The organism is Nonomuraea typhae (genome assembly GCF_009760925.1).
Classification (GTDB): domain Bacteria; phylum Actinomycetota; class Actinomycetes; order Streptosporangiales; family Streptosporangiaceae; genus Nonomuraea; species Nonomuraea typhae.
The window spans coordinates 765,698-788,852 of record NZ_VRLV01000002.1; the positions used below are offsets into that span (position 1 = coordinate 765,698).

Consider the following 23,155-nt stretch of genomic DNA (forward strand, 5'->3'; position numbering starts at 1 on the left):
CGATACGGTCGAGGGCATGACATCCCTCCACCAGCGTGCGGTCGTGGCCGACACGCACAACGACCTGCTGATGGCGGTATCAGCGCGGCCGGCGGAGAGCTGGGCCTCGTTCTTCCGCCGCCAGTGGCTGCCCCAGCTGCAGGCCGGCGGGGTGAACCTGCAGGTGCTGCCCGTCTTCATCGACGACCAGTACCGCCCCGAGGGCGCGCTCAGGCAGACGCTGCGCATGATCGAGTGTGCGCACGTGCTCGCCGAGGGCAACGCCGACGCCGTGGCGCTGTGCCGTACCGGAGCCGAGATCGACCGCGCGCTCGCGGACGGGAAGATCGCGCTCGTGCTGGCGCTGGAGAGCATGCCCGGCCTGGACGCCAGCGTGGAGCTGATCTCGACCGTGCACCGGCTGGGTGTCCGGATCGCCTCGATCGCGCACTGGGGCCGCACCCCGTTGGCCGACGGCAGCGGCGAGGACGCCACCGGCAGCGGCCTGACCTCCCACGGCGTGGCGGCGCTCAAGGAGATGGAACGCCTGGGCATCGTCTTCGACATCTCCCACCTGGGCGCCTCCGGCGTCGCGCACGTGCTGGAGCTGGCCACGAAGCCGGTCATGGCCACGCACTCCAGCGCCCGCGCGCTGCGCGACCACCACCGCAACCTCACCGACGAGCAGCTGCGCGGCGTGGCGGCCACCGGCGGCGTGGTCTGCGTGAACTTCCTGGCCGCCTTCCTCGTCGAGGACACCGGCCAGGTGAGCGTGGACCGGCTGCTCGACCACATCGAGCACGTCGCGGAGGTGGCCGGGATCGACCACGTCGGCCTCGGGCCCGACTTCATCCACGAGGTCATGCGCGACCTCACCCCGCCGTGCTGCGAGGATGCCAGCCCGCGCGGCATCGACGCGATGGCGCCCTTCCCCGGCCTGGAGGGGCCGGAGGGGCTGCCGCTGGTCACCGAGGGCCTGATCCGGCGCGGCCTTCAGGAAAAGGACATCATCAAGATCGTCGGTGGCAACGTCCACCGCCTCCTGGGGGAACTGCGGGCATGATCGAGGATCTCGAAGAGCTGGTCACCTGCGAATCGTTCTCCAGCGACCTGGAGGCGGTCGCGCGCAGCGCCAAGGTCGTGGCCGCGATGGGCGCCCGTCACCTGGGCGCCGAGCCGGACGTGCTGGTGGTGGACGGCGTCACCCACCTGCGCTGGACGTTCGGCGAGCCGCGCGTGCTGCTGCTCGGCCACCACGACACCGTCTGGCCCATCGGAACCCTGCGCACGCACCCCTGGTCGGTCGTGGACGGCGTGGCGCGCGGCCCCGGCGTCTTCGACATGAAGGCCGGGCTGGTGCAGACGTTCCACGCGCTGGCCGGGCTGCCGCGCCTGGACGGGGTCTGCGTGCTGGTCACCGGTGACGAGGAGGTCGGCTCGCGGACCTCACGGCCGCTGATCGAGGAGAGCGCCCGCGGGCTGGCCGCCACGTTCGTGCTGGAGGCCAGCGCCGACGGCGGCGCGCTGAAGACCGCCCGCAAGGGCACCTCCGACTACCGCGTGGAGGTGTACGGCACGGCCGCCCACGCCGGCCTGGAGCCGTGGAACGGCGCCAACGCCGGCATCGAGCTGGCCCACCAGATCCTGGCCGTCTCCCGGCTGGCCGCGAGCGTGGACGGCGGCGAACTCCCCCGGTCCGCGGCCACCACGGTCACGCCGACGGTGTTGTCCGGCGGTTCGACGGTGAACACCGTCCCGGCCCAGGCCAGGGTCGCGGTGGACGTGCGGGTCTCGACGCTGGCCGCGCAGGCCCGGGTGGACGAGGCCATGCGGGCCCTCGCCCCGCTCACGCCCGGAACGCGGATCGAGGTCACCGGCGGCCCCAACCGGCCGCCGCTGGAGGCGGCCATGTCGGAGCGGCTGTTCGCGCTGGCCCAGGAGCTCAGCCCGCGGCCGCTGACCTCCGCGCACGTGGGCGGGGCCTCGGACGGCAACTTCACCGCCGGGCTCGGCTGCCCGACGCTCGACGGCCTCGGCGGCGTGGGCGGCGGCGCGCACGCCGATCACGAGCACGTGCTGGTCGAGGAGATGCCGGGCCGCATGGAACTCCTGCGCGCCTTGGTGAACGCGGTGCTGGCAGGGGCTTAGGGTCCATGCCGTGACCAGCCTGGAGATTCGCGAGCTCGGCACCCTGCCGGAGTATGCCGAGCTGTTCCGCCTGTTCGACGAGATCTGGCACCCCGAGCCGGGCAATCCGCCGGTGACCGTCGAGCTCATGAAGGTGATCTCTCACGTCGGCGGCTACGTGGCCGGCGCCTTTCGCGGCGGCGAGCTGGTCGGCGGGTCGGTGGGCCTGCCGACGGCCGACCGGGCGCTGCACTCCCACGTGACCGGGGCGCGGCCCGGCCAGGGCATCGGGGTGGAGCTGAAGCGGCACCAGCGCGCGTGGGCGCTGGGCCGGGGCATCACCAGGATCACCTGGACCTTCGACCCGCTGGTCCGGCGCAACGCCCGGTTCAACCTGGTCAAGCTGGGCGCCCGGCCCGAGGAGTACCTGGAGAGCTTCTACGGGGTCATGGCCGACGCCATCAACGAGGGCGACGAGTCCGACCGGTTGCTGGCGGTGTGGCGGCTGGACCGGGCGGCCGAGCCGTACACGCTGGAGGGGGCGGTGGCGGGGGTGGCCGAGCGGGACGGGCGGCCGGTGGTGACGGCGGCGGACGGCCCGGTGGTGCTGGTGGCGACGCCGCCGGACATCGAGACGCTGCGGCGCGAGGATCCCGCGGCGGCGAAGGCGTGGCGGCTGGCGCTGCGTGAGGTGCTGGGCGGGCTGATGGGCGCGGGCGCCCGGGTGACGGGCTTCACGGCTGATGGAAATTATGTACTAAATAGGTCCCATTCCGGACATCCCGGTTAACGTCGCGTCATGACGGACTTCACCCCCACCGTCCCCCACCGGGTCCTGCCCCCGGTCACCGTGCGGGACCTGCCGGAACCACCGCGCTCCACCTGGCGGGTGATCGGCCCCGGGCTCGTCGGCGCCGGCGTCGGGCTGGCCTCGGGCGAGTTCATCCTCTGGCCCTACATCGCCTCCCAGGTCGGCCTCGTCTTCCTCTGGGGAGCGCTGGTCGGCATCGTCACCCAGTGGTTCCTCAACATGGAGATCGAGCGGTACACCCTGGCCACCGGCGAGACCGCGCTGACCGGATTCAGCCGCATGTGGAAGCACTGGGGCATCGTCTTCGTGGCGATGACGCTCGGCTCCAACCTGTGGCCGGGCTGGGTGACCACCTCGGCCACGATGGTGACCTACCTGACCGGCGGCGGCGCGGGCAGCGTGCGCTACATCGCGATCGGCATGCTGCTGGTCATCGCCCTCGCGCTGACGATGGCGCCGGTGATCTACACGGTCCTCGAACGCGTCATCTTCGTCAAGATCGCGCTCGTGCTGACGCTGATCGTGGTCGCGATCCTGTTCGCGATCAACGCCGACGCCTGGGTGGAACTGGGCAAGGGCCTGACGGCCGGGGCGCGCTTCCCGGTGCCGCCGCTGGAGTTCGCGGTGCTCATGGGCGCCATCGCCTACGCGGGAGCCGGCGGCGGGCAGAACCTGTGCCAGAGCAACTGGATCCGCGACAAGGGCTTCGGCATGGGCGCCTACGTGCCGCGCCTGGTCAGCCCGGTCACCGGGCACGAGGAGGCGGCCGCCTCGACCGGCTTCCAGTTCGCGCCGACCAAGGAGAACCTCGCCCGCTGGCGGCGCTGGTGGCGCTTCGCCAACGTGGAGCAGGGCTCGACGTTCGCGCTGGTGTCGTTCGTGACGATCGCGCTCATGTCGATGCTGGCGTACTCGACGGTGTTCGGGAAGGACGGGCTGGCCAACAGCATCACCTTCCTCAAGGTCGAGGGCGAGACGCTGCAGAGCGTGGTCGGGCCGTGGTTCGGGGTGTTGTTCTGGGTGATCGGGGCGCTGTCGCTGTTCGCCTCGGCGATGGGCATCGTGGACTACACCTCGCGGCTGGCCTCGGACGTCATCAAGACCGTCTATCTCCGCGAGCGTGGCATCTCGGTCAACCGCGTGTACTTCCTCACGGTGTGGTCGATGACGGTCATCGGGATCGCGATCCTGCTGCTGGGCTTCGACCAGCCGCTGATCCTGCTGGTGTTCTCGGCCAGCTTCGCGGCGGTGATGATGTTCGTGTACTCGATCCTGCTCATCATCCTGAACCGGCGGGCGCTGCCGGAGGCGATCAAGGTCCGCTCGTACCGGCTGGCCGCCCTGGTGTGGTCGGTCCTGTTCTTCGGCTCCCTCACGGTGCTCACCCTCATCCAGCAGGCGGGGAAGCTCTTCTGACCGCTTGCGGGTTCCCCGAGTCTGAGCGTGCGGGTCTTTCAGAAGTACGGCAGGCCGCCCCCACGCCACCCGCCGACGCCGGCCGCCGCCGATCGGGGGGATCGCTTCTCACGTCGGACGTGGTCCCCGCCGTCACGGCGCCGGCTTGACCTCGACTTTGGTTCAGGTTGCAGACTCCTCGGCATGAACATCGTCGAAGTGACCCGATTCGGTGGGCCCGAGGTTTTGCAGGTGCGGCAGGCGGCCCCGGTGTCCGACGGCGCGGGGGAGGTCGTGATCGGCGTCTCCGCCGTGGACGTGATGTCGCTGGACGCCCAGCTCCGCACCGGGTGGGGGCGGGAGTGGTTCGGCACCGAGCCGCCCTACGTGCCCGGCACCGGGGTCGCCGGGGTCGTGCTGGCCACCGGTGCGGGTGTGGACGCCTCGTGGGCGGGGCGCCGGGTGGCCGCCTTCCTGCCCGGTGGCGGCGGGTATGCCGAGCGGGCCGTGGCGCCGCTTGCCACCACCGTCGTGGTGCCCGATTCACTCGGGCTGGCCGAGGCCGCCGCGCTCGTCCAGGTGGGGCCGGCGGCGCTCAGCCTCGTCGCGGCCGCCGAGCTCAAGCCGGGTAGCCGGGTGCTGGTGACCGGGGCCGGTGGGGCGCTCGGGCTGGCGCTGGTGGAGCTGGCCGTCCGGGCGGGGGCCCACGTGGTGGCCGCCGCGCACGGGGCCGCCAAGCGCGAGCGGGCCCTGGAGCTGGGCGCGGCCTCTGCCGTGGACTACACCGCGCTCACCGGTGCCGTGGACTCCCCCGCGCCCACCGCTGCCGTGGGTTACTCCGCGCGCACCGCTGCCGTGGATGAGCCGGTGGGTGCCGCCACCGGCACCGCGCGGCTGCCCGACGGGTTCGATGTGGTTTTCGATGGTGTGGGCGGGCAGGTCGGGGCGGACGCCTTCGCGCTGGCCCGCCGGGGTGGCGTGGTGTTCGCCTACGGGGTGCCCAGTGGCGGCTTCGCCGCCGTTTCGCCGGAGGAGGCCGGGCGGCGCGGGGTGCGGCTGGTCGGGGTCGAGCAGGTGCAGTTCGGGGAGGAGGAGTTCCACCGGCTGGCGACCGCGACGATGAGCGCCGGGATCACGCCCTCGATCGGGCTGGCCGTACCGCTGGATCAGGCGCACCTGGCGCACGCGGCGCTGGAGGCGCGTGCGCTGGTGGGCAAGGCGGTGCTGCTGACGACCTCGCGGGCGGTGCGGTACTCCGAGTACGGCGCGGCGGACGTGCTCCGGGTGGACGAGGTGCCGATCCCCGTTCCCGGGCCCGGGCAGGTGCGGGTGGCGGTCAGGGCGGCCGGGGTCAACGCGGTGGACTGGAAGATCCGCTCGGGGATGTTCGGGGCGCCGCTGGAGGGTCCGGCGGGGACGGGGATCGAGTTCTCGGGGGTGGTCGAGGCGGCCGGGGCCGGGGTCTCGGGGGTGCGGGCGGGGCAGGAGGTGGTCGGCCGGGGTACGGGGGCGCTGGCCGACCATGTGCTGGCCGTACCGGATGACCTGGCGCCCAAGCCGGAGGGGCTGACCCACGTGGAGGCGGCGGCGCTGCCGGTGGCGGTGGAGACGGCGCGGCGGGCGCTCGGGCTGCTCGAGCCGGTGGCGGGGCAGACGTTGCTCATCCACGCGGCCGCGGGCGGGGTGGGGCTGGCGGCGGCGCAGCTCGCGATCGGCGCGGGGCTGCGGGTGATCGGGACGGCGAGCGAGGCGAACCATGACTACCTGCGCGGGCTGGGGGTGCGGCCGGTCGGCTACGGTGACGGGCTGGAGGAGCGGATCGGGGAGCGGGTCGATCTGGTGCTGGACGCCTCGGGGCGCGAGGTCGTGGAGGCGTCGGTCAGGCTGACCGGTGATCCGGGCAAGGTGGTCAGCGTGGCCGATCCGGGCGCGGGGCGGTATGGGGCGCGATTCACCAGCGGGTCCGACGATCCCACACCTCTTCACGAGATTTCCGGGCACATCGGGCGGGTGCGGCTCCCGATCGCCGCCGAGTATCCCCTGGAGGAGGCCGCGGCGGCCCACCGGCACAGCGAGAACGGCCACCTCCTCGGCAAGATCGTGGTGAATGCGGAAGCACGCGTTCCGCGATAGCGGGCAGACTGACGGCATGCTGGAAACCTCGGCCCGCCTGCTCAAGCTGCTCTCCCTGCTCCAGGCGCACAAGGAGTGGTCGGGCCCCGAGCTGGCCGGCCGGCTCGGAGTCTCGACCAGGACCATCAGGAACGACGTCGAGCGCCTGCGCACGCTCGGCTACCCGGTCCACGCCACGCCGGGCGTCGCCGGCGGCTACCGGCTCGGCGCCGGGGCCGCGCTGCCGCCGCTGCTGCTCGACGACGAGGAGGCCGTGGCGGTCGCCGTCGGCCTCGGGCGCGCGGCGGGCGGCGGCGTGGCCGGGATCGAGGAGACCTCGGTGCGCGCCCTGGCCAAGCTGGAGCAGGTGCTGCCGTCGCGGCTGCGGCGCCGGGTGAACGCGCTCAACACCCACACCGTGCACATCCCCGGCGAGGCGCCGTCGGTGCCGCCCGAGACGCTGACCACGATCGCCAACGCCGCCCGCGACCACGAGCGCCTGCGCTTCGACTACACCGGGCACAAGGGGGCGGGCAGCCGGCGCGAGGCCGAGCCGTACCGGCTGGTGCACCGGCGCGGACGCTGGTATCTGATGGCCTGGGACGTGGAGCGGGCCGATTGGCGCACGTTCCGGGTGGACCGGATCACGCTCAAGGTCCCGGCCACCGGGGCCCGGTTCACGCCGCGCGACCTGCCCGGCGACGTGGCCGAATACGTCGAGAGGGGCATCAGCACCGCCATGTGGGAGCACCGGGGGACGGTGTTGCTGCGCGCGCCCGCCGAGCGGATCCGCGACCTGGGCTACGGCCTGGAGATCGAGGAGGTGGACGCCGGCACCTGCCTGATGCGGCTGGGCGGGGACAACCTCGAGGGGATCGCCGCCTGGATCGGCTTCCTCGGCGTCGACTTCGAGGTGCTGGACCCGCCGGAGCTGGCCGAGGCGGTCAGGACACTGGCCGAGCGGTACGGCAGGGCGGTCAGCGACCGGTAAGCCGCCGGTCAGGGCGTCCCGGCATCGTCCCGGCATGGACATCACCCAGATCGCAGGCAGCAGGGACGACTTCCAGCTCGTCCGGCACATCGAGGTCTCCGGCTCGCAGGCCGAGATCGGCGGGCAGCTCGCCGAGGAGGCGCGGCGGCTCGGCTGGCGACCGGCACCCGGCGACCCGGAGATCGGCCGGGCCCGCAGGTCGTGGTTCGCCGCCCACTGGCCACAGCACCACGCCCGCATGACCGGGGCCGCGCTGGCGCTCGGCCTCGACCCCGAGCAGGACGAGCTCACGCTCGACGGGCTCAGCATGCTGCCCCAGGCGTGTTCGGCGCTGTGGGTGCCGCCGGCGGGCTCGGCCGACGGCCACGGCAGGATCGGCCGCAACTACGACTTCTTCACCCTCACCACCAGCGAGATCATGGGCGGCCCGCCGGTCCCCGGCGAGCTGGCGATGGCCTCCCGGCCGCACGTCATCACCAGCCGGCCGGACGACGGACTGGCCAGCACGGTCCTGACGATGTCGGAGTTCGACGGCTGCATGGACGGCATCAACGAGGCCGGGCTGGCCGTGGTGCTGCTGATCGCCGACTTCGAGAGCGCCGCCCCGCCGGAGGACCTCTCCCCGCAGCCGGGCGTGAACTCGGTGCAGCTGCCCCGCTTCCTCCTGGACACCTGCGAGAGCGCCGAGCAGGCCAAGGCGGCGCTGCTGCGGACCGAGCAGTACGACTTCGGCATGCCGCTGCACTACCTGATCGCCGACGCGAGCGGGCAGGCGTTCGTGTGGGAGGGGCCCGACCACGTCGCCGAGGCAGGGGACGGGCCGCTGTGCGTGACCAACCACCCGCTGCGGCTCCACCCCGACCCGGCCGCGTTGCCCGAGGACACCCCGGGCTCCTTCGCCTCCTTCTCCCGCCTGCGCAGGCTGCACGAGCGCAGCAAGGGCGCGATCATGAGCGCCGGCGACCTGCGGGCGAGCCTGCGGGAGGTGGAGCAGGCGGGCGACCCGATGATGCGGACGCTGTGGAGCACCCAGTTCGACACGGCCGCGCGGACCATGACCGCCCGCTTCTACCTGGGCGAGGGCCGCGGCCACTCCCCCGAGCTGGTCTTCAGCCCCTCGGCCTGACCAGCCCGCTCTCGTAGGCGAAGACCACGAGCTGGGCGCGGTCGCGGGCGCCCAGCTTGGTCATGGCCCGGCTCACGTGGGTCTTGGCGGTGAACGGGCTGACCACCATGTTCTGCGCGATCTCGGCGTTGGTCAGCCCGCGCGCCACCAGCGCCACGGCCTCGCGCTCGCGGGCGGTCAGCAGCTCGGCCTCGCCCGGCGGCAGCGCCAGCGGAGGGCGGGTGACGAACTCGCTGATCAGCCGCCGGGTGATGCCCGGCGACAGCAGCGCATCGCCGCGCATGACCACGCCGACGGCATGCACGAGGTCGGCCGGATCGGTGTCCTTGAGCAGGAACCCGGCCGCTCCGGCGCGCAGCGCGGCGAAGACGTACTCGTCGAGGCCGAAGTTGGTGAGGATCACCACGTGCACGGCGGCGAGGCCGGGGTCGGCGGCGATGCGGGAGGTGGCCTCGATGCCGTCCATCACCGGCATCTGGATGTCGAGCAGCACCACGTCCGGCAGCAGCTCGACGGCCAGCGCCAGGGCCTCCTCCCCGTTGGCGGCCTCGCCGACGACCTCGATGTTCTCCTCGGCCTCCAGCAGCGCGCGGAAGCCCGCCCGGATGAGCTTCTGGTCGTCGGCCAGCAGGACGCGGATCATGCGGGCAGCTCCGCCCGCACGCTGAACCCGCCTCCGGGCCGCGGCCCCGCCGCCAGCGTGCCGCCCAGCGCGCTCACCCGCTCGCGCATGCCGGTCAGCCCGACCCCCGGCACCGTGTCCGACTTGCCGGGCCCGTCGTCGTCCACCTGCAGGACCAGCCCGGCGCTGCCGTAGCTGACGACCACGTCGGCGGCGGCCTGCCCGCCCGCGTGCTTGGTCACGTTGGTGAGCGCCTCCTGAACGATCCGGTAGGCGGCCTGCTCGACCTCCTCCGGCAGCGGCCGCGGCTTCCCGCCGACGGTCAGCCGGACGTCCTGGCCGCCCGCGCGGGTCCGCTCGACCAGCCCGGGCAGCCTGGCCAGCGCCACCGTCTCGTCGCGCAGCGCCTCCAGCGTCGCGCGCAGCTCCCGCATCGCATCGCCGCTGGCCTCCTGGATCGTCAGCAGCGAGGCGGGCACCTCCTCGCCGCGCTTCTTCGCCAGATGGACGGCGACGCCCGCCTGCACCTTGATGACCGAGATCGCATGGGTGAGCGTGTCGTGCAGTTCCCTGGCGATGTGCAGCCGCTCCTGCTCGGCCCGGCGCAGGGCGGCCTCCTCACGGGTGCGCTCGGCCTCCGTGGCCCGCTCGTCGGCCTGCTGGAGGGCCACGCCCATGGCCATCGCGGCGACGTACCAGCCCATGACCAGGAAGCCGCCCTTGACCGCCGTCAGCGCGGACTGCCCGGCCAGCAGGTTGGCCGCGACCATGCCGACGATGAGCGTCAGCGCGGACACGGCCGCCACCGGCCGCTGCCCGATCCTGACCACGCTGCTCAGCGCGATCAGCGCGGGCGTGGTGGCCACCATCTCCGGCTCGACGGCCAGGATGTAGGCGAGGCCGAGGCCGGTCGTGGCGGCCAGCACGAGCCTGGGGGCCCGCCGGTGATAGTGCAGCGCCACCGCCGAGGCCAGCAGGAGCGCGTAGCCGATCGGCCCCGCCTTCGCGTTGATCGCTGCGTTGGACACCATCACGGCCGCCACGATGGGCGCCATCAGGAGATCGGGCCTGCTCATGGCGGAAAACTACGCCACAACACGCGCGAGCGCGTCGTCCGGGGGTGCTACTTCGCGGGGAGTACACAAGTGCGTTCGCCCGTACGACGACCTGCGGCGATCGCCCGGCCATCGTCGAAGGCATGCGAATCGACAACTTCTCCGGCCCCGTCCACCTGCCCGGCGGCTCCGGTTACGACGACGGCCGGTGGGCCTGGAACCAGGCCGTCGACCAGCACCCCGCGATCATCGCCGAGGCCCTGGGCCCCGAGGACGTGCGTGCCGCCCTGGCCGCCGCCCGTGACCACGGCCTGCCGCTGGCCGTACAGTCCACCGGGCACGGCACGCTCGTCCCCCGCGACGGCGGCCTCCTGCTCAAGACCTCCCGGATGGCCGGGGTCGAGGTGGACCCGGTGCGCCGGGTGGCGATCGTGGAGCCCGGGGCGCTGTGGGACGACGTGCTGCCCGCCGCGGCGGCGCACGGCCTGGCCCCGCTCGCGGGCGCGCCGTCGGTCGGCGTCACCGGCTACACGCTGGGCGGCGGGGCCGGCTGGCTGTCGCGCAGGTACGGCCTGGCCGCCGACAACGTGCTCGCCGCCCAGGTCGTGACCGCCGACGGCCGGATCCTGGAGGCCGACGCCGACCGCCACGCCGACCTGTTCTGGGCGTTGCGCGGCGGCAGCGGCAACTTCGGCGTGGTCACCCGGCTGGAGTTCCGCCTGTTCCCCGTCGAGCGGATCGTCGCCGGCGTCACCATGCACGCCTTCGAGCGGGCGGCGGACACGCTGGCCGCCTTCCGCGACTGGGAACAGCCCGACACGCTCAACACCGCGGTCTTCGTGGCCCGGACGCCCGACGGCGGCCGGATGCTGGGCGTGCGCGTGGTCGCGATCGGCGAGCACGAGAAGGCACTGGCCCCGCTGCTGGCCGCCGCCGGGCCCGCGCTGGCCGGCGAATACGCCGAGCAGCCCTTCGAGCAGGCGGCCCGCGCGCTGGCCCCCGAGCACCCGCCGATGGCGCTGCGCAACAGCTTCGAGTTCGCCGCCGATCTGCCCGGCGAGCTGATCACCGCGATCCTGGACGCCGAGGCGGACGGCGTCGAGATCCGCCGCTGGGGCGGCGCGATGGCCGCGCCCGGCGGCCCCGCCGGGCACCGCGACGCGCCGTTCTCCGTCATGGCCTCCACCGCGGTCGAGCTGCCGCACACCACCGGGGGCACGTTCCTGAACTTCCAGCCGGACCCGGCCAGGACCGCCTCCGCCTTCACCCCCGCCAACCACGCCCGCCTGCGCGAGCTCAAGAAGGCGTGGGACCCCGAAGGCGTCCTGCGCCCCAGCCACCTGATCGAAACGGAGTAGGTCATGGGATTCCTGCACATCACTCCCGTCGAGCCGAAGGCCGCCACCGGCGCGGACGCCGCCGTCTACCGGCAGCAGCGGGCCGACGTCGGCCTGGCGCGCATGCCCGCCCTGATCGCCCTGTCACCCGCGCCCGGACTGCTCGCCGCCGGGTGGGCGATGTTGCGGGAGTCGCTGATGGCCGGGCCCGTGTCCAGGACGGACCGGGAGATCGTCGCGCTCGGGGTGTCGAAGGCGAACGAGTGCGCCTACTGCGTGGGCGCGCACACCATGTTCCTGCACGCGATCGGCGAGCACGACCTGGCCGAGTCCCTGGCCTCCGGCGGCCGCCCGCGCGACGCCCGCCGGGCCGCGCTCTACGCCTGGGCGCTGGGTGAGACCCGCGACGCGCCCGACGCCCCCGAGCTCCTGGGCACGGCGTTGACCTTCCACTTCATCAACCGCATGATCTCCATCCTGCACACGCCCGACGTGCTGCCGGGCGGGCTGCAGAACACCCGCGTGGGCCGCAGCGTGGGCGGCCGCGCCCTGTCCAAGCCCGCGCGGCGCCTCCTCGACCCCGGCGCGAGCCTCCCTCTCCTGCTCGGCGGCGGATCCGGTGAGGGGTCCGCCCAGGCGGCCGGCTCCCCCAGCGGCCCCTCCTGGGCGGCGGGCTCTCCCGTCGGTCCCGCCTACACCGCCCTGACCGAGGCCGCCGGGCGCGGCGCCGGCCTGCTGCCCGACCCGGAGCGCGTGACCGCGGCCGTGGCCCGCTGGGACGGCCGGCAGCCGCCGCTGGGCGGCTCCTGGCCGGCCGACGCCCTGACCGGCCTGGACCCGGACGCCGTGCCGCCGACCCGGCTCGCTCTGCTGGCCGCGCTGGCGCCGTACCGGATCACCAAGGCGGACGTGGCCGCCTGGCCGCACACCGATGAGAGCCTGGTGCGGCTGCTCGCCTTCGGCGCGATCACCGCGGTACGGCACGCCGAGCGCGCCTTCAGCACTGCGGCGGCAGCCTGACAGGCCGCAGGCGGCGCACCTCCCAGCCGGGCAGGGGCGGGCTGGGGTGCGTTCAGCGGCGCGGGGGTGTGCCGGAGGGTTCGGCGGACGGCGGTTGCGGTGCCGGGCGTTCCAGCAGGGAGGAGATCGCGGCCCCGGCCAGGGCGGTGGCCGCGGCGGTGGCGGCGGCCGCCAGGACGGTCGCCGCCGGGGTGAGCCTGGACCTGAAGCGGCGGAAGTAGGCGGCGAACAGGGTCAGGGCCTTGGTCACGGGGCCGGTGCCGCGCAGGAGGGGGTAGAAGTAGCCGTACACGTAGGCGCACAGGGCGGGCCCGGCCGACCAGGACACCAGGATGAGGAGGCGGGCCACCGTGACGTCCGTGAAGTAGAGCTGGTGGATCCAGAGCGTGTAGGCGGCGAAGGGAAGGATCACGACCAGGCCGAACGCCGGCGCCGCCAGCCCGTTCTCGGCCGCGGTGAAGCCCCCGCCGGAGGCGAAGGCGGCCTGCCGTACCGTCACCCGGCCCTGCCGGGGGCGGCGGCCAGGCGGGCGCCCGTCTCCAGCCGGGATCGGGGCAGCACCCAGGCGAAGGCCGCCTAGGCGGCGAGCGCGGTGGCGAGCGACGTCCAGGTTTCCTGGAGCGGGTTGGTCAGGGTCAGGACCGCGACGATGACGGCGAGGAGAAGGATCCAGGGCACGGTCATGGCGCTCGAGAACAACGTGACGGTGAGCTCGTCCAGAACGGTACGCGGCTCGTCGGCGGAGGGCTGTTCGGGTTCCACGCCGGCGCGGGCGAGGTCGATCCGCAGGTCCTTGCCGACTGGCTCACCGGAGAAGGCGGCGACGGCCGGGCCTTGCTCGTCCGGCCGGCGGCCGGAGACTTTGCCGATCGTGCCGCCCGCGACCTCCATCCTGAAGGTCTGGCTGGTCAGCGGATGCGTGGCCGGGTTCAGGGATGGCCTGGTCAGCGGGTTGAGGCCGACGAACGTGAGCCGCTGGTCGGCCCCCTCCGGCAGCACGCCGTCGATGCGGAGAACGATCTCCGGCGCGTTCGGGCGGCGGGTGATCGTCGGAGCCGTGTAGGTGAGCTCCGGGTCGGGACCCCGGAACAGCAGCTGCTCCACCCAGTCTTTCGCGCGCAGGTCGCCGTCCATGACCGCCGCGGCGACCGGGTCGTCGGCCCGCATCGTGACGGTGTGGGTGACCTGCACCCGGTCGGGCCGGTCCGTGCCGAGGGTGACCCGCATCAGCGTGTCCGCCGACCTCAGCGGCCGGCCAGGTAGTCCTCCCTGACCTTGCCGCGCGACAACTTCCCCGTGGGCGTGCGGGGCAGCGTCTCGCGGAACTCGATCACCTTGGGGTGCTTGAAGCGGGCCAGGCGCGGGCCGAGATGGTCGAGAAGCGCCTCGGCGGTGACGGGGCCGCCGGGCTGGACGAGGGCCACGACGTTGTGACCCCACTCCTCGTCCGGGACGCCGATGACGGCGACGTCGGCCACGGCGGGGTGTTCCAGGATGGCGGCCTCGATCTCGGCGGGGTAGATGTTGACGCCGCCGGAGACGATGAGGTCGGTGCGGCGGTCGCACAGGAACAGGAAGCCGTCCTCGTCGAGGTAGCCGATGTCGCCGGGGGCGTACCATTCGCCGCGCATGCTGGCCGCGGTCTTGGCCGGGTCCTTGCGGTACTCGAAGGTGTTGATGGCGGACTTGACGTAGATCATGCCGGGTTCGCCGGGCGGGAGTTCGCCGCCCGTCTCGTCCAGGATCACAGCCTCGAAGGTGGGTGCCGGGCGGCCCACGGTGCCCGGCCTGGCCAGCCAGTCGTGCGGCTTGACGAAGAAGGCGACGGTGGACTCGGTCGAGCCGTAGTACTCGTACAGCACCGGGCCCCACCAGTCCATGATGGCCTGCTTGACCGCCACGGGGCAGGCGGCGGCGGTGTGGACGACCTGGGCCAGCGACGACAGGTCGTACTTCCGCCTGACGTCCTCGGGAAGCTGCAGCATCCGGTGGAACATCGTCGGGACCATCATCGCGTTGGTGACCTTGTACTGCTCGACCAGGGCCAGGATCGGCTCGGGCTCGAAGCGCGGCGTGATGACGACCGTGTGGCCGAGGTGCAGGGCGAACTGGCTGTGGCCGCACGGCGAGGAGTGGTACATCGGCGAGGTCACCAGGTGCACGCCGGCCCCGGGCCGCAGGTCGCACACCTCGCCCAGGAACCACGTGTACAGCGGGACGACGGCCTCCGGCTCGGCCCCGGCCAGCGGGCGCTGCACGCCCTTGGGGAAGCCGGTGGTGCCGGAGGTGTACCACATGACCGCCCCGGACGTGCGCTCCTCCGGCTCGCCTGACGGCTGTCCCTCCGCCAGCGCCGCGACGTCGGCGGCCTCCCTGACCACGACCTTGGCCTCGCAGTCGCGCAGGATGTAGTCGGTTTCCGGCTCGGTCAGATGCCAGTTGACCGGCACGTAGTACAGCCCGATCTGGCCGGTGGCCATCAGCATGACGAGCGGGTCGGCGCCGTTGCGCAGGATGCCGGCGACCACGTCGCCGGTGTTCAGGCCGCGGGCGCGCAGGCCGTGGGAGACCTGGTTGACGCGGGCCAGCAGGTCGCCGTAGCTGACGGCGGTGCCGTCCACGTCGATGACGGCGACGCGGCCGGGGTCGGCGGCGGCGATGGCGTAGAAGCCGGGAAGTTCGCTGATGTCCATCACAGCTCCAGCAGCTCGGCCAGGCGGGCACGGTGGCGGCGTGGCGGGCCCAGCAGTACTTCGTCGGCCTTGGCACGCTTGTAGTACAGATGCGCGTCGTGTTCCCAGGTGAAACCTATGCCGCCGTGCAGCAGCAGGCTGTCGCGGGCCGCCGCGAAGCAGGCGCGGCCGAGGTACGCCTGGGCGAGGGCGGCGGCCTCGGGCAGGTCTGCGGGCGAGTCGTCGGCGGCCCAGGCGGCGTGGCGCACGATGGACTCGGCCTGTTCGAGCGTGGTGTGCAGGTCGGCCAGCTTGTGCTTGACGCCCTGGTAGGAGCCGATGTAGCGGCCGAAGGCGACGCGGACCTTGGCGTAGGCGACGATGGCGTCCAGCGTGGCCCTGATGACGCCGAGCTGCTCGGCGGCCAGGGCGACGGCGTGCAGGTCGCGGATGACGGCGAGCGTCGCCGGATCGTCGGTCACGACCCGGCCGCCGGTCGCGGTGACCCGGGCCTGGCGCCGGGTGAGGTCGAGCGTCTCCAGCGGTTCCCTGGTGACCTCGGCGGCCTCGAAGGCGAGCAGGCCGGTGCCGCTCTCCAGGAGGATGACGTCGGCCTCCATGCCATTGGGCACGTGACCGGGGTCGGCGGCGTAGGTGGCCAGCAGGCTGCCGTCGGCGATCCCGGGCAGCAGTTCCTTGTCCCCGGCGCGGGTCAGGGCGATGGCGGCGAACGTCGTGGCCAGGAACGGGCCGGGCAGCAGGGCGGCGCCGGTCTCCTCCAGGACGACCGCGAGCTCGGCGTGGCCGGCGGCGGCTCCGCCGTACTCCTCGGGGACGATGAGGCCGGTGAGGCCGAGTTCCCCGGACAGGCGCGCGTAGATCTCGCGGGAGAAGCCGGCGGGGCTGTCCAGGTCGCGGCGGACCTGGGCGAGCGGCGCGTGCGCGGCGAGGAAGGAGCGTACGGCGGCGCGCAGGTCCTGCTGCTCCTGGGTGAGCACGAGTTTCACGATTGCGTCCCCACCTTCAGGTCCTTGAAGGGCACGGTCTTGTCCACGCGTGGTTCCGGCGGCAGGCCGAGGACGCGTTCGCCGACGATGTTGCGCATGATCTCGTTGGTGCCGCCGCCGAGGGCCAGGGCGGGTGCCAGGGCGATGGCCTGGGAGTATTCCGGGTCGGTGACGGCGTCGGGCCCGGCCAGGGAGGTGGCGAGGTCGGCCTGGAACATGGTCAGCTCGGCGAGCAGGAGCTTGGCGGCGCTGCCGCGGGCGCCGGGGAAGATGCCGGCCTTGGTCTCCTGGGCCAGGCGCTGGTTGAACAGCGACAGGGCGCGCGAGCGGATGTGCAGCTCGACGAGCTGGTCGCGGACGTAGGGGTCGCCGGTGTCGAGGCGGGCGCGCAGGGCCTCGAAGGAGGCGGGGTTGTCGCGCCGGCCGCTCATGCCGACGCCGGCGGAGATCGACAGCCGCTCGTGCAGGAGGGTCGTGACGGCGACGCTCCAGCCGTCGTCGACCTCGCCGATGCGGCCGGCGTCGGGGATGGCGACGTCGTCGAAGAAGACCTCGTTGAACCGCGCGTGGCCGGTCATGTCCTTCAGCGGCCTGACGGTGACGCCCGGGTGGTGCATGTCGACGGCGAACATGGTCAGGCCCTTGTGCTTGGGCACGTCCACGTCGGTCCTGGCCAGCAGCAGGCCCCAGTCGGCGTGCTGGGCGACCGAGGTCCAGACCTTCTGGCCGTTGACCACCCAGCCTTCGCCGTCGCGCTCGGCCCTGGTCTGGAGGCTGGCCACGTCGCTGCCTGCGCCGGGCTCGGAGAACAGCTGGCACCAGATCTCCTCGCCGCGCAGGAGCGGGCGCAGGAAGCGGGCGCGCTGCTCGTCGCTGCCGCGGTCGAGGATGGTGGGGCCGCACATGCCCAGGCCGATCGAGAAGACGTAGGTGGGCAGCGTGTGGTGGCGGGCCTCGGCGGCGAAGGCGCGTTCCTCGGCCTGGGTCAGCCCTTGGCCGCCCCACTCGCGCGGCCAGGTGATGCCGGAGTATCCGGCGTCGTGGAGCCTGGCCATGAAGGCCCTCGGGTCGTCGTTCTCCCGCACGTTCTCCGCCAGCCAGGCCCGGGCCGCGCGCCGATACTCGTCAAGGTTCACATCGCCTCCTGGCATCAGTGCTCACTTACTCTAACCAGCCGGAAGACGCATTCATAGAGCATTGCTCTGTTGTCGTTTTGTCCGGATTTATCGATGAATCTCCGTTGATTAGGGCTGGAGGCACCTAGTGTGATCACCTGATTACCGGGGGAGGACGTGATAGCGCGGTTCCGGGGTTCCGTACGTGGCAGGTTGACGCTCTTCGCGAGCATCACCATCGCCGCGCTGTGCCTCGTGGTGAACACGTTCGTCCTGGTGGCGGTGCGGCAGACCGCCGAGGAGTACCGGGCCAACGAGGTCGTCACCGCGGCGCTGCGCGTGGTCCACCTGATCAAACGGGGCACGCTCCCCTCCACGATCGCCCCCGAGCCCGGCGGCGCCATCCAGGTGATCAACAGCGCCGGCCAGGTCGTCTCCGCCTCGCCCAACCTCAAGGGGCAGCCCCGCATCTCCCACACCACGCCCAGCGCCGACAACTCCGGCAACACCCAGGTGGAGTGCGACCTGGCCACCTACCCGGCCGACTGCATGATCGTCTCGACGTTCCGCGTCTACGAGCCCGACGGCGACTGGTACGTCTACACCGTCGGCCCGATCGTGCCCTGGTACGTGCATCCGGCGGTGCTGGCCTTCCTCATCGGCATCTCGATCGCGCTCGTCATGTTCGTCGCCTTCGGCACCTGGAAGGTGGTGGCCAACACGCTGGCGCCGGTGGACGCCATCCGCGCGAAGCTGGCCGACATCACCGCCAACGACCTCGGCCAGCGGGTGCCGGTCCCGGCCACCCACGACGAGATCCACGCCCTCGCCATGACCGCCAACCAGACGCTCGACCGGCTGCAGGACGCCGTCGAGCAGCAGCGCAGGTTCGCCTCCGACGCCTCCCACGACCTGCGCAGCCCCATCACCGCCATGCGCGCCCAGGTCGAGGAGGCCCTGCTCTACCCCGACTCGGCCAACTGGCCGCGCACCGCCGAGGCGATCGTCGGCAGCCTGGACCGGCTGCAGGCCATCGTCACCGACCTGCTCACGCTGGCCAAGCTCGACGCCGGGGCGGCCGGGGCCAAGGAAGCGGTGGACCTGGCCGACCTGGTCGTCGCCGAGACCGTGCGCACCCGGGTCAGGAAGATCGTCACCTCGCTGGACCCGGACGTCGTCGTCACCGGCGACCGGCTGCGGCTGTCGCGCCTGCTGGTCAACCTCATCGACAACGCCGAACGGCACGCCGAACGCACCATCACCATCACCGTGCGCCGCCAGGACGGCCGCGCCGTACTCGAGGTCGTGGACGACGGCGCCGGCATCGCGCCCGAGCAGCGCGAGGTGGTCTTCCGCCGCTTCACCCGCCTGGACGCCTCACGCAACCGCGACGCCGGAGGAACCGGCCTCGGCCTGCCCATCGCCCGCGAGATCGCGGTGAGCCACCACGGCACGCTCAGCATCGAGGACTCCGACCGCGGCGCCCGGTTCGTGCTGTCGCTGCCGCTCAGGGAGCCGTGAGCGATGTTCACCTCATGGTCGGTGAGAAGCCGGATCACGGCCGTCGCGGCGGGCAACGCGCTGGTGCTCAACCTGCTGGTCGCGGTGCTCGTCACGCCGCTGGTGCACGTGGTGCTGCGCGACTACATGACCGACCTGGTGGGGCAGGCGGCCCGCCGGGTCGCGTTCAACGTCGAGCGCTACGCCCCGGTCGGCGAGCTCAAGGCGGTCACCCCCACGGAGCGGATCGACCTGATCCAGGTGGTCGACAACGAGGGCAAGGTACGGCAGGCCAGCAGGAAGCTCTACGGGCTGACGCCGCTGACCACCCTGAAGCCCACCGAGGACGACGGCCGCGTGCAGACCACCACGTGCACCGCGCTGCTGCCCGATCGCCCCTGCCTGAGCACGGTCGGCTTCCGGGTCAGCGTGAACGGCACCTACTGGATGACCTACGCCTTCGGCCCCGACATCCCGTGGTACATCAGCCCGTTGTACGCCGTGGGCGTGCTGGCCGGGGCGCTCATGCTGACGGTGCCCTCCGCGGTGGTGGCCTGGGCGGCGCTCGGCAGGGCGCTGCGCCCGGTCGCCGGCATCAGGACCGAGCTGGCCGAGATCACCGCGACCGACCTGGGCAGGAGGGTGCCGCGCTCGGCCCACCGCGACGAGCTGGACGAGCTGGCCATGACCGTCAACGACACGCTCGACCGGCTGGAGGACGCCGTCGAGCAGCAGCGCAGGTTCGCCTCGGACGCCTCCCACGACCTGCGCAGCCCCATCACCGCCATGCGCGCCCAGATCGAGGAGGCCCTGCTCTACCCCGACAGCGCCGACTGGCCGAGCACCGGCCGCGAGGTGCTGGGCAGCCTGGACCGGCTGCAGAACATCGTCACCGACCTGCTCACGCTGGCCAGGCTGGAGGCGGGGGCGCCGGGCCGCCGGGAGCCGGTGGACCTGGGCGAGCTGGCGGCGGCGGAGTCGGACCGGCCCAGGTCCAAGCCGGTGCTCACCTGGCTGGCGCCGGGCGTGCGGGTGATGGGTGACCGGCTGCGGCTGGCCCGCCTGCTGACCAACCTTCTCGACAACGCCGAGCGGCACGCCGAGGAGGCGGTGACGGTGCGCGTCCGGGCCGAGGGCGGCCAGGCCGTACTGGAGGTGCAGGATGACGGGGAGGGCATCGCGCCCGAGCAGCGCGAGGTGGTCTTCCGCCGCTTCACCCGCCTGGACGCCTCACGCAACCGCGACGCCGGGGGAACCGGCCTCGGCCTGCCCATCGCCCGCGAGATCGCCGACAGCCACCAGGGCACGCTCAAGATCGAAGATTCCGACCGCGGCGCCCGTTTTGTCGTCAGACTCCCACTCGCTGATGATTACCGAGGGTAATAGAGTTCTCGGCTGTGACACGGGGTTTCAGCCGATTACGACGCGAGGATCTACTTAAGACCGCCTGTGAGGTGATTGCGACACAAGGATTTGGCAATACCAGGACCGTCGACATCGCCAGAGCGGCGGGTGTCAGCCAGGCATTGCTGTTCTACCACTTCGAGACGAAGGAACAGCTGATCGCGGAGGCTTTCGCCTACGCCGCCCGGCAGCACCTGGACGCCATCGGCAAGATCGAGCGCTCCCCGCAGACGCCCGTGGAGCGGCTGCGCGCGCTGATCCGGCTCTGCTCCCCCGGCTCCTCGCCGGCGGGCTGGCGGATCTGGATCGACGCCTGGTCGGAGTCGATGCGCAACCCCGAGCTGGAAGCGACCACCCGCCGCATGGACGTGCACGGCAGGAACGTGCTCAAGGACATCATCGCGTCCGGAGTGGCCTGCGGCGAGTTCGCCTGCGTGGATCCCGAGGCGTCGAGCTGGCGGATCTTCGCGCTGATCGACGGCCTCGCCGTGCAACTGCACGTGCACCACAAGCTCATCTCCCGCCGCAAGGTGACCCTGCTGGTCCGTACGGCTGCCGCGATGGAGGTGGGACTCACCCTCGACACCTTGTGAGCCGGGTCACTCTTCCCTCGCTATTGGATGGTTCGTACAATTACCAGGCGAGGAGAGGAGTGCCTGCCATGACAGCCGCACCGAGCTCTACCGCCGACCGGGAACGCGACGAGACGGTCGCCGACCGAAGCGCCTACGAGGCGGTCATCCACCGCCTCTCCAAGGCGTCGGTCGACAAGCATTGGGAGCCCTACAAGGACATCCCCTGGGACGACCCCGAGTTCCTGATCGACCAGGACGACCCCCGCTGGGAGTTGCCCGCGGTCGACAAGCTCGGGGCGCATCCGTGGTACCAGGCCCGGCCGCCCGAGGTCCGGGCCAGGATCGGGTTGTTCCGGGTGGCCACCGCGATGAAGATCGGGCTGCAGTTCGAGAACCTGCTCAAACGGGGTCTGCTGAACTACGCCTACCGCCTGCCGAACGGCGCCCCCGAGTTCCGCTACGTCTACCACGAGACCATCGAAGAGGGACATCACGGGATGATGTTCCAGGAGTTCGTCAACCGCACGAAGATGCCGGTCCGCGGGATGCCGGGGCCGCTCAGCCTCATCGCCCAGGTGGCGCCCTGGATCCCGCTGATCTCCACCGAGCTGTTCTTCGTCTTCGTGCTCGGCGGCGAGGACCCCATCGACCACGTGCAGCGCAAGGTGCTCAAGGACGACAGGAAGCACCACCCGCTGGAAGAGACCATCATGCGCATCCACATCGCGGAGGAGGCCAGGCACATCTCCTTCGCCCGCCACTACCTGCGCAACCGGGTGCCGCGCATGCCCCGCCACCGCAGGCTGCTGCTGGGCGTCATCTCCCCGATCATCCTGGGCATCATGGCCCGCATCATGCTGGCCCCGCCCGGTCCGATGATCCGGCGCTTCGGTATCCCGCCGCACGTGGTGCGCGAGGTCTACCTGCGCAACCCGGCCGCCTCGGCGGAGATCCGCGACTCGGTCGGCAAGACCCGCGAGCTGTGCTCCGAGGTCGGCCTGATCAACCCGCTCACCCGGCGGATCTGGAAGGTCATGGGCATCTGGGAACCCCGCTCGTGAAGACGGCCGTCATCACCGGTGGCGCCTCCGGCATCGGCCGCGCCCTGGCCCGCGAGCTGTCCCTGCGCGGGGTCGCGGTCACGGTCGCCGACCTGGACGAGACGGCGGGCAAGCAGGTCGCGGCCGAGTGCGGCCTCGCCTTCGCGCCGCTGGACGTGTGCGACGCCGCGGCGGTGGCACAGCTCTACGGACGGGTGAAGCGGGAGCACGGGCGGCTGGACTTCGTCTTCAACAACGCCGGCATCGCGATCGGCGGCGCCGCGGAGGAACTCACGCTCGCGCACTGGGAGAAGGCCGTCGACGTGAACCTGCGCGGCGTGGTCCACGGGGTGCACGCGGCCTATCCGATCATGCTGGAGCAGGGATCGGGGCACATCGTCAACACGGCGTCGCTGGCCGGGCTGGTGCCGGCCCCGTTCATGCTGCCGTACACGACGACCAAGCACGCGGTGGTGGGGCTGTCGCTGGCGCTGCGGGCCGAGGCGGCCGCGCGGGGCGTGCGGGTGAGCGTGGTGTGCCCGGGGTTCACCGACACGCCGCTGCTCGACCACGCCAACCCGGGGCTGCCGGAGACCGCGCTCGGCAACCGGGCGCGGGAGGCGGCGGTGCGCGCCCAGGGCCGGTTGTACCCGGTGGAGGCGCTGGCCAGGGACGTGCTGCGCGGGGTGGCGCGCAACCGGGCGCTGATCGTGGCTCCGGCGTCGGGGCGGGCGGCCTGGCGGGGGATGCGGCTGTCCCCGGCTGCCGCGGTGCGGGTGGCGACGCTGGCGGTTCGGAGGTTGCGGGTTTCGGGTCCGGACAAATCGGATAAATAGCAATATATTGGGACACGTGAACCGGGGAAGGTGGTCTGGTGAGTTCCAAATCCCGGCAGACACGCGAACAACACGACGGCAAACGCGACGAAAGCGCGCCCACCGCGACCCCGAAACCGTACGCCAAGGTCAGGGAGGCCGCGCGGGGCACCACCGAGCGCACCGCCGCCGGCGGCGCGCTCTCGCGCAGGCTGGCCAGGCAGTCGCTCCCCCTGCGCCGCGCCCAGCGCGGCGGCACCAACAAGGGCTGACACGGACACCCTAGGCCGCCACCTAGGGAAATGCCGGGGCGCCCCCACCGCCCACCTTGGGGGCGCCTCCGGCTCACCGGGCCGCCGGCCGGTCCCACAGGCCCCCGGTCCGGTCCACCAGGACGAGCGGGTGCATGCGCGAAGCCGGTCCCGGGGCCCCGGCCCGGGACCGGTGCGCCG

At 72.4% G+C, this 23,155-nt stretch carries 22 protein-coding genes; 15 read left to right on the forward strand and 7 right to left on the reverse strand.

Going from position 1 to position 23,155, the window contains the following annotated elements:
- Positions 1 to 16: 16 nt before the first annotated feature.
- The 7 genes from FVE25_RS10035 to FVE25_RS10065 all read left to right on the forward strand — a co-directional run bounded on the left by FVE25_RS10035 (position 17) and on the right by FVE25_RS10065 (position 8,541).
- The gene (locus FVE25_RS10035; protein WP_157246130.1) at positions 17 to 1,042 is read left to right on the forward strand and encodes a dipeptidase; all 1,026 of its coding nucleotides are present in this window, start codon (positions 17 to 19) and stop codon (positions 1,040 to 1,042) included.
- Positions 1,039 to 2,127: a M20 family metallopeptidase gene (locus FVE25_RS10040; protein WP_157246131.1), complete on the forward strand. Its 1,089-nt coding sequence runs from the start codon at positions 1,039 to 1,041 to the stop codon at positions 2,125 to 2,127. The genes FVE25_RS10035 and FVE25_RS10040 overlap by 4 nt, the downstream gene beginning before the upstream one ends.
- A gap of 10 nt (positions 2,128 to 2,137) precedes the next feature.
- Positions 2,138 to 2,896: a GNAT family N-acetyltransferase gene (locus tag FVE25_RS10045; protein WP_157246132.1), complete on the forward strand. Its 759-nt coding sequence runs from the start codon at positions 2,138 to 2,140 to the stop codon at positions 2,894 to 2,896.
- A 9-nt stretch (positions 2,897 to 2,905) separates the two neighbouring features.
- Complete coding sequence (locus FVE25_RS10050; RefSeq protein WP_157246133.1) at positions 2,906 to 4,333, forward strand: Nramp family divalent metal transporter; 1,428 nt, start codon at positions 2,906 to 2,908, stop codon at positions 4,331 to 4,333.
- 183 nt (positions 4,334 to 4,516) lie between these two features.
- On the forward strand, positions 4,517 to 6,445 hold the full coding sequence (locus FVE25_RS10055; RefSeq protein WP_181019517.1) for a zinc-binding dehydrogenase: 1,929 nt from the start codon (positions 4,517 to 4,519) through the stop codon (positions 6,443 to 6,445).
- A 16-nt stretch (positions 6,446 to 6,461) separates the two neighbouring features.
- The gene (locus tag FVE25_RS10060; protein ID WP_157246134.1) at positions 6,462 to 7,415 is read left to right on the forward strand and encodes a helix-turn-helix transcriptional regulator; all 954 of its coding nucleotides are present in this window, start codon (positions 6,462 to 6,464) and stop codon (positions 7,413 to 7,415) included.
- Between the two features lie 34 nt (positions 7,416 to 7,449).
- The gene (locus tag FVE25_RS10065) at positions 7,450 to 8,541 is read left to right on the forward strand and encodes a C45 family autoproteolytic acyltransferase/hydrolase (RefSeq protein WP_157246135.1); all 1,092 of its coding nucleotides are present in this window, start codon (positions 7,450 to 7,452) and stop codon (positions 8,539 to 8,541) included.
- Here the strand turns inward: FVE25_RS10065 and FVE25_RS10070 are convergent.
- A complete protein-coding gene (locus FVE25_RS10070) occupies positions 8,525 to 9,184 on the reverse strand; it encodes a response regulator transcription factor (protein WP_157246136.1) in 660 nt (219 codons plus the stop codon). The two genes, FVE25_RS10065 and FVE25_RS10070, sit on opposite strands and share 17 nt — an antisense overlap.
- The gene (locus tag FVE25_RS10075; protein ID WP_157246137.1) at positions 9,181 to 10,239 is read right to left on the reverse strand and encodes a sensor histidine kinase; all 1,059 of its coding nucleotides are present in this window, start codon (positions 10,237 to 10,239) and stop codon (positions 9,181 to 9,183) included. Before FVE25_RS10075 ends, FVE25_RS10070 begins: the two co-directional genes overlap by 4 nt.
- A gap of 122 nt (positions 10,240 to 10,361) precedes the next feature.
- Here FVE25_RS10075 and FVE25_RS10080 point away from each other — a divergent pair, with 122 nt between their 5' ends.
- Entirely contained in the window at positions 10,362 to 11,576 is a 1,215-nt protein-coding gene (locus FVE25_RS10080) for an FAD-binding oxidoreductase (RefSeq protein ID WP_157246138.1), read from the forward strand.
- 3 nt (positions 11,577 to 11,579) lie between these two features.
- Positions 11,580 to 12,575 (forward strand): carboxymuconolactone decarboxylase family protein, encoded by a 996-nt coding sequence (locus tag FVE25_RS10085; protein WP_157246139.1) that lies wholly within the window; start codon positions 11,580 to 11,582, stop codon positions 12,573 to 12,575.
- A 52-nt stretch (positions 12,576 to 12,627) separates the two neighbouring features.
- Here FVE25_RS10085 and FVE25_RS10090 read toward each other — a convergent pair whose 3' ends face one another.
- From FVE25_RS10090 to FVE25_RS10110, 5 genes are all read right to left on the reverse strand, one after another.
- On the reverse strand, positions 12,628 to 13,074 hold the full coding sequence (locus FVE25_RS10090; RefSeq protein WP_157246140.1) for a hypothetical protein: 447 nt from the start codon (positions 13,072 to 13,074) through the stop codon (positions 12,628 to 12,630).
- 77 nt (positions 13,075 to 13,151) lie between these two features.
- Positions 13,152 to 13,802, reverse strand: coding sequence for a hypothetical protein (locus FVE25_RS10095; RefSeq protein ID WP_157246141.1), 651 nt, complete (start codon positions 13,800 to 13,802; stop codon positions 13,152 to 13,154).
- Between the two features lie 17 nt (positions 13,803 to 13,819).
- A complete protein-coding gene (locus tag FVE25_RS10100) occupies positions 13,820 to 15,268 on the reverse strand; it encodes an AMP-binding protein (RefSeq protein ID WP_157246142.1) in 1,449 nt (482 codons plus the stop codon).
- Complete coding sequence (locus FVE25_RS10105) at positions 15,268 to 16,254, reverse strand: acyl-CoA dehydrogenase family protein (RefSeq protein ID WP_157246143.1); 987 nt, start codon at positions 16,252 to 16,254, stop codon at positions 15,268 to 15,270. The genes FVE25_RS10100 and FVE25_RS10105 overlap by 1 nt, the downstream gene beginning before the upstream one ends.
- Positions 16,251 to 17,390, reverse strand: a complete 1,140-nt coding sequence (locus FVE25_RS10110) for an acyl-CoA dehydrogenase family protein (protein ID WP_246266875.1) — start codon at positions 17,388 to 17,390, stop codon at positions 16,251 to 16,253. The genes FVE25_RS10105 and FVE25_RS10110 overlap by 4 nt, the downstream gene beginning before the upstream one ends.
- Positions 17,391 to 17,582: 192 nt before the next feature.
- Here FVE25_RS10110 and FVE25_RS10115 point away from each other — a divergent pair, with 192 nt between their 5' ends.
- From FVE25_RS10115 to FVE25_RS10140, 6 genes are all read left to right on the forward strand, one after another.
- Positions 17,583 to 18,890, forward strand: coding sequence for a sensor histidine kinase (locus tag FVE25_RS10115; protein WP_157246145.1), 1,308 nt, complete (start codon positions 17,583 to 17,585; stop codon positions 18,888 to 18,890).
- A 3-nt stretch (positions 18,891 to 18,893) separates the two neighbouring features.
- Entirely contained in the window at positions 18,894 to 20,252 is a 1,359-nt protein-coding gene (locus FVE25_RS10120; RefSeq protein WP_157246146.1) for a sensor histidine kinase, read from the forward strand.
- A 14-nt stretch (positions 20,253 to 20,266) separates the two neighbouring features.
- Positions 20,267 to 20,866, forward strand: coding sequence for a TetR/AcrR family transcriptional regulator (locus tag FVE25_RS10125; RefSeq protein ID WP_157246147.1), 600 nt, complete (start codon positions 20,267 to 20,269; stop codon positions 20,864 to 20,866).
- 68 nt (positions 20,867 to 20,934) lie between these two features.
- Positions 20,935 to 21,909, forward strand: a complete 975-nt coding sequence (locus FVE25_RS10130) for an AurF N-oxygenase family protein (RefSeq protein WP_157246148.1) — start codon at positions 20,935 to 20,937, stop codon at positions 21,907 to 21,909.
- Positions 21,906 to 22,724, forward strand: a complete 819-nt coding sequence (locus FVE25_RS10135; protein ID WP_157246149.1) for an SDR family NAD(P)-dependent oxidoreductase — start codon at positions 21,906 to 21,908, stop codon at positions 22,722 to 22,724. Before FVE25_RS10130 ends, FVE25_RS10135 begins: the two co-directional genes overlap by 4 nt.
- Before the next feature lie 38 nt (positions 22,725 to 22,762).
- Positions 22,763 to 22,975 carry a hypothetical protein gene (locus FVE25_RS10140; RefSeq protein WP_157246150.1) on the forward strand — a complete coding sequence of 71 codons (213 nt, stop codon included), beginning with the start codon at positions 22,763 to 22,765 and terminating at the stop codon, positions 22,973 to 22,975.
- Positions 22,976 to 23,155: the final 180 nt, after the last annotated feature.

Excerpts from the sequence above, each read along its gene's own strand:
- FVE25_RS10130 (WP_157246148.1), top strand. The coding sequence starts at position 20,935 with ATGACAGCCGCACCGAGCTCTACCGCCGACCGGGAACGCGACGAGACG.
- FVE25_RS10095 (WP_157246141.1), bottom strand. The coding sequence starts at position 13,802 with ATGCGGGTCACCCTCGGCACGGACCGGCCCGACCGGGTGCAGGTCACC.
- FVE25_RS10085 (WP_157246139.1), top strand. The coding sequence starts at position 11,580 with ATGGGATTCCTGCACATCACTCCCGTCGAGCCGAAGGCCGCCACCGGC.
- FVE25_RS10060 (WP_157246134.1), top strand. The coding sequence starts at position 6,462 with ATGCTGGAAACCTCGGCCCGCCTGCTCAAGCTGCTCTCCCTGCTCCAG.
- FVE25_RS10100 (WP_157246142.1), bottom strand. The coding sequence starts at position 15,268 with ATGGACATCAGCGAACTTCCCGGCTTCTACGCCATCGCCGCCGCCGAC.
- FVE25_RS10055 (WP_181019517.1), top strand. The coding sequence starts at position 4,517 with ATGAACATCGTCGAAGTGACCCGATTCGGTGGGCCCGAGGTTTTGCAG.
- FVE25_RS10075 (WP_157246137.1), bottom strand. The coding sequence starts at position 10,239 with ATGAGCAGGCCCGATCTCCTGATGGCGCCCATCGTGGCGGCCGTGATG.
- FVE25_RS10050 (WP_157246133.1), top strand. The coding sequence starts at position 2,906 with ATGACGGACTTCACCCCCACCGTCCCCCACCGGGTCCTGCCCCCGGTC.
- FVE25_RS10035 (WP_157246130.1), top strand. The coding sequence starts at position 17 with ATGACATCCCTCCACCAGCGTGCGGTCGTGGCCGACACGCACAACGAC.
- FVE25_RS10080 (WP_157246138.1), top strand. The coding sequence starts at position 10,362 with ATGCGAATCGACAACTTCTCCGGCCCCGTCCACCTGCCCGGCGGCTCC.
- FVE25_RS10065 (WP_157246135.1), top strand. The coding sequence starts at position 7,450 with ATGGACATCACCCAGATCGCAGGCAGCAGGGACGACTTCCAGCTCGTC.
- FVE25_RS10040 (WP_157246131.1), top strand. The coding sequence starts at position 1,039 with ATGATCGAGGATCTCGAAGAGCTGGTCACCTGCGAATCGTTCTCCAGC.
- FVE25_RS10120 (WP_157246146.1), top strand. The coding sequence starts at position 18,894 with ATGTTCACCTCATGGTCGGTGAGAAGCCGGATCACGGCCGTCGCGGCG.
- FVE25_RS10070 (WP_157246136.1), bottom strand. The coding sequence starts at position 9,184 with ATGATCCGCGTCCTGCTGGCCGACGACCAGAAGCTCATCCGGGCGGGC.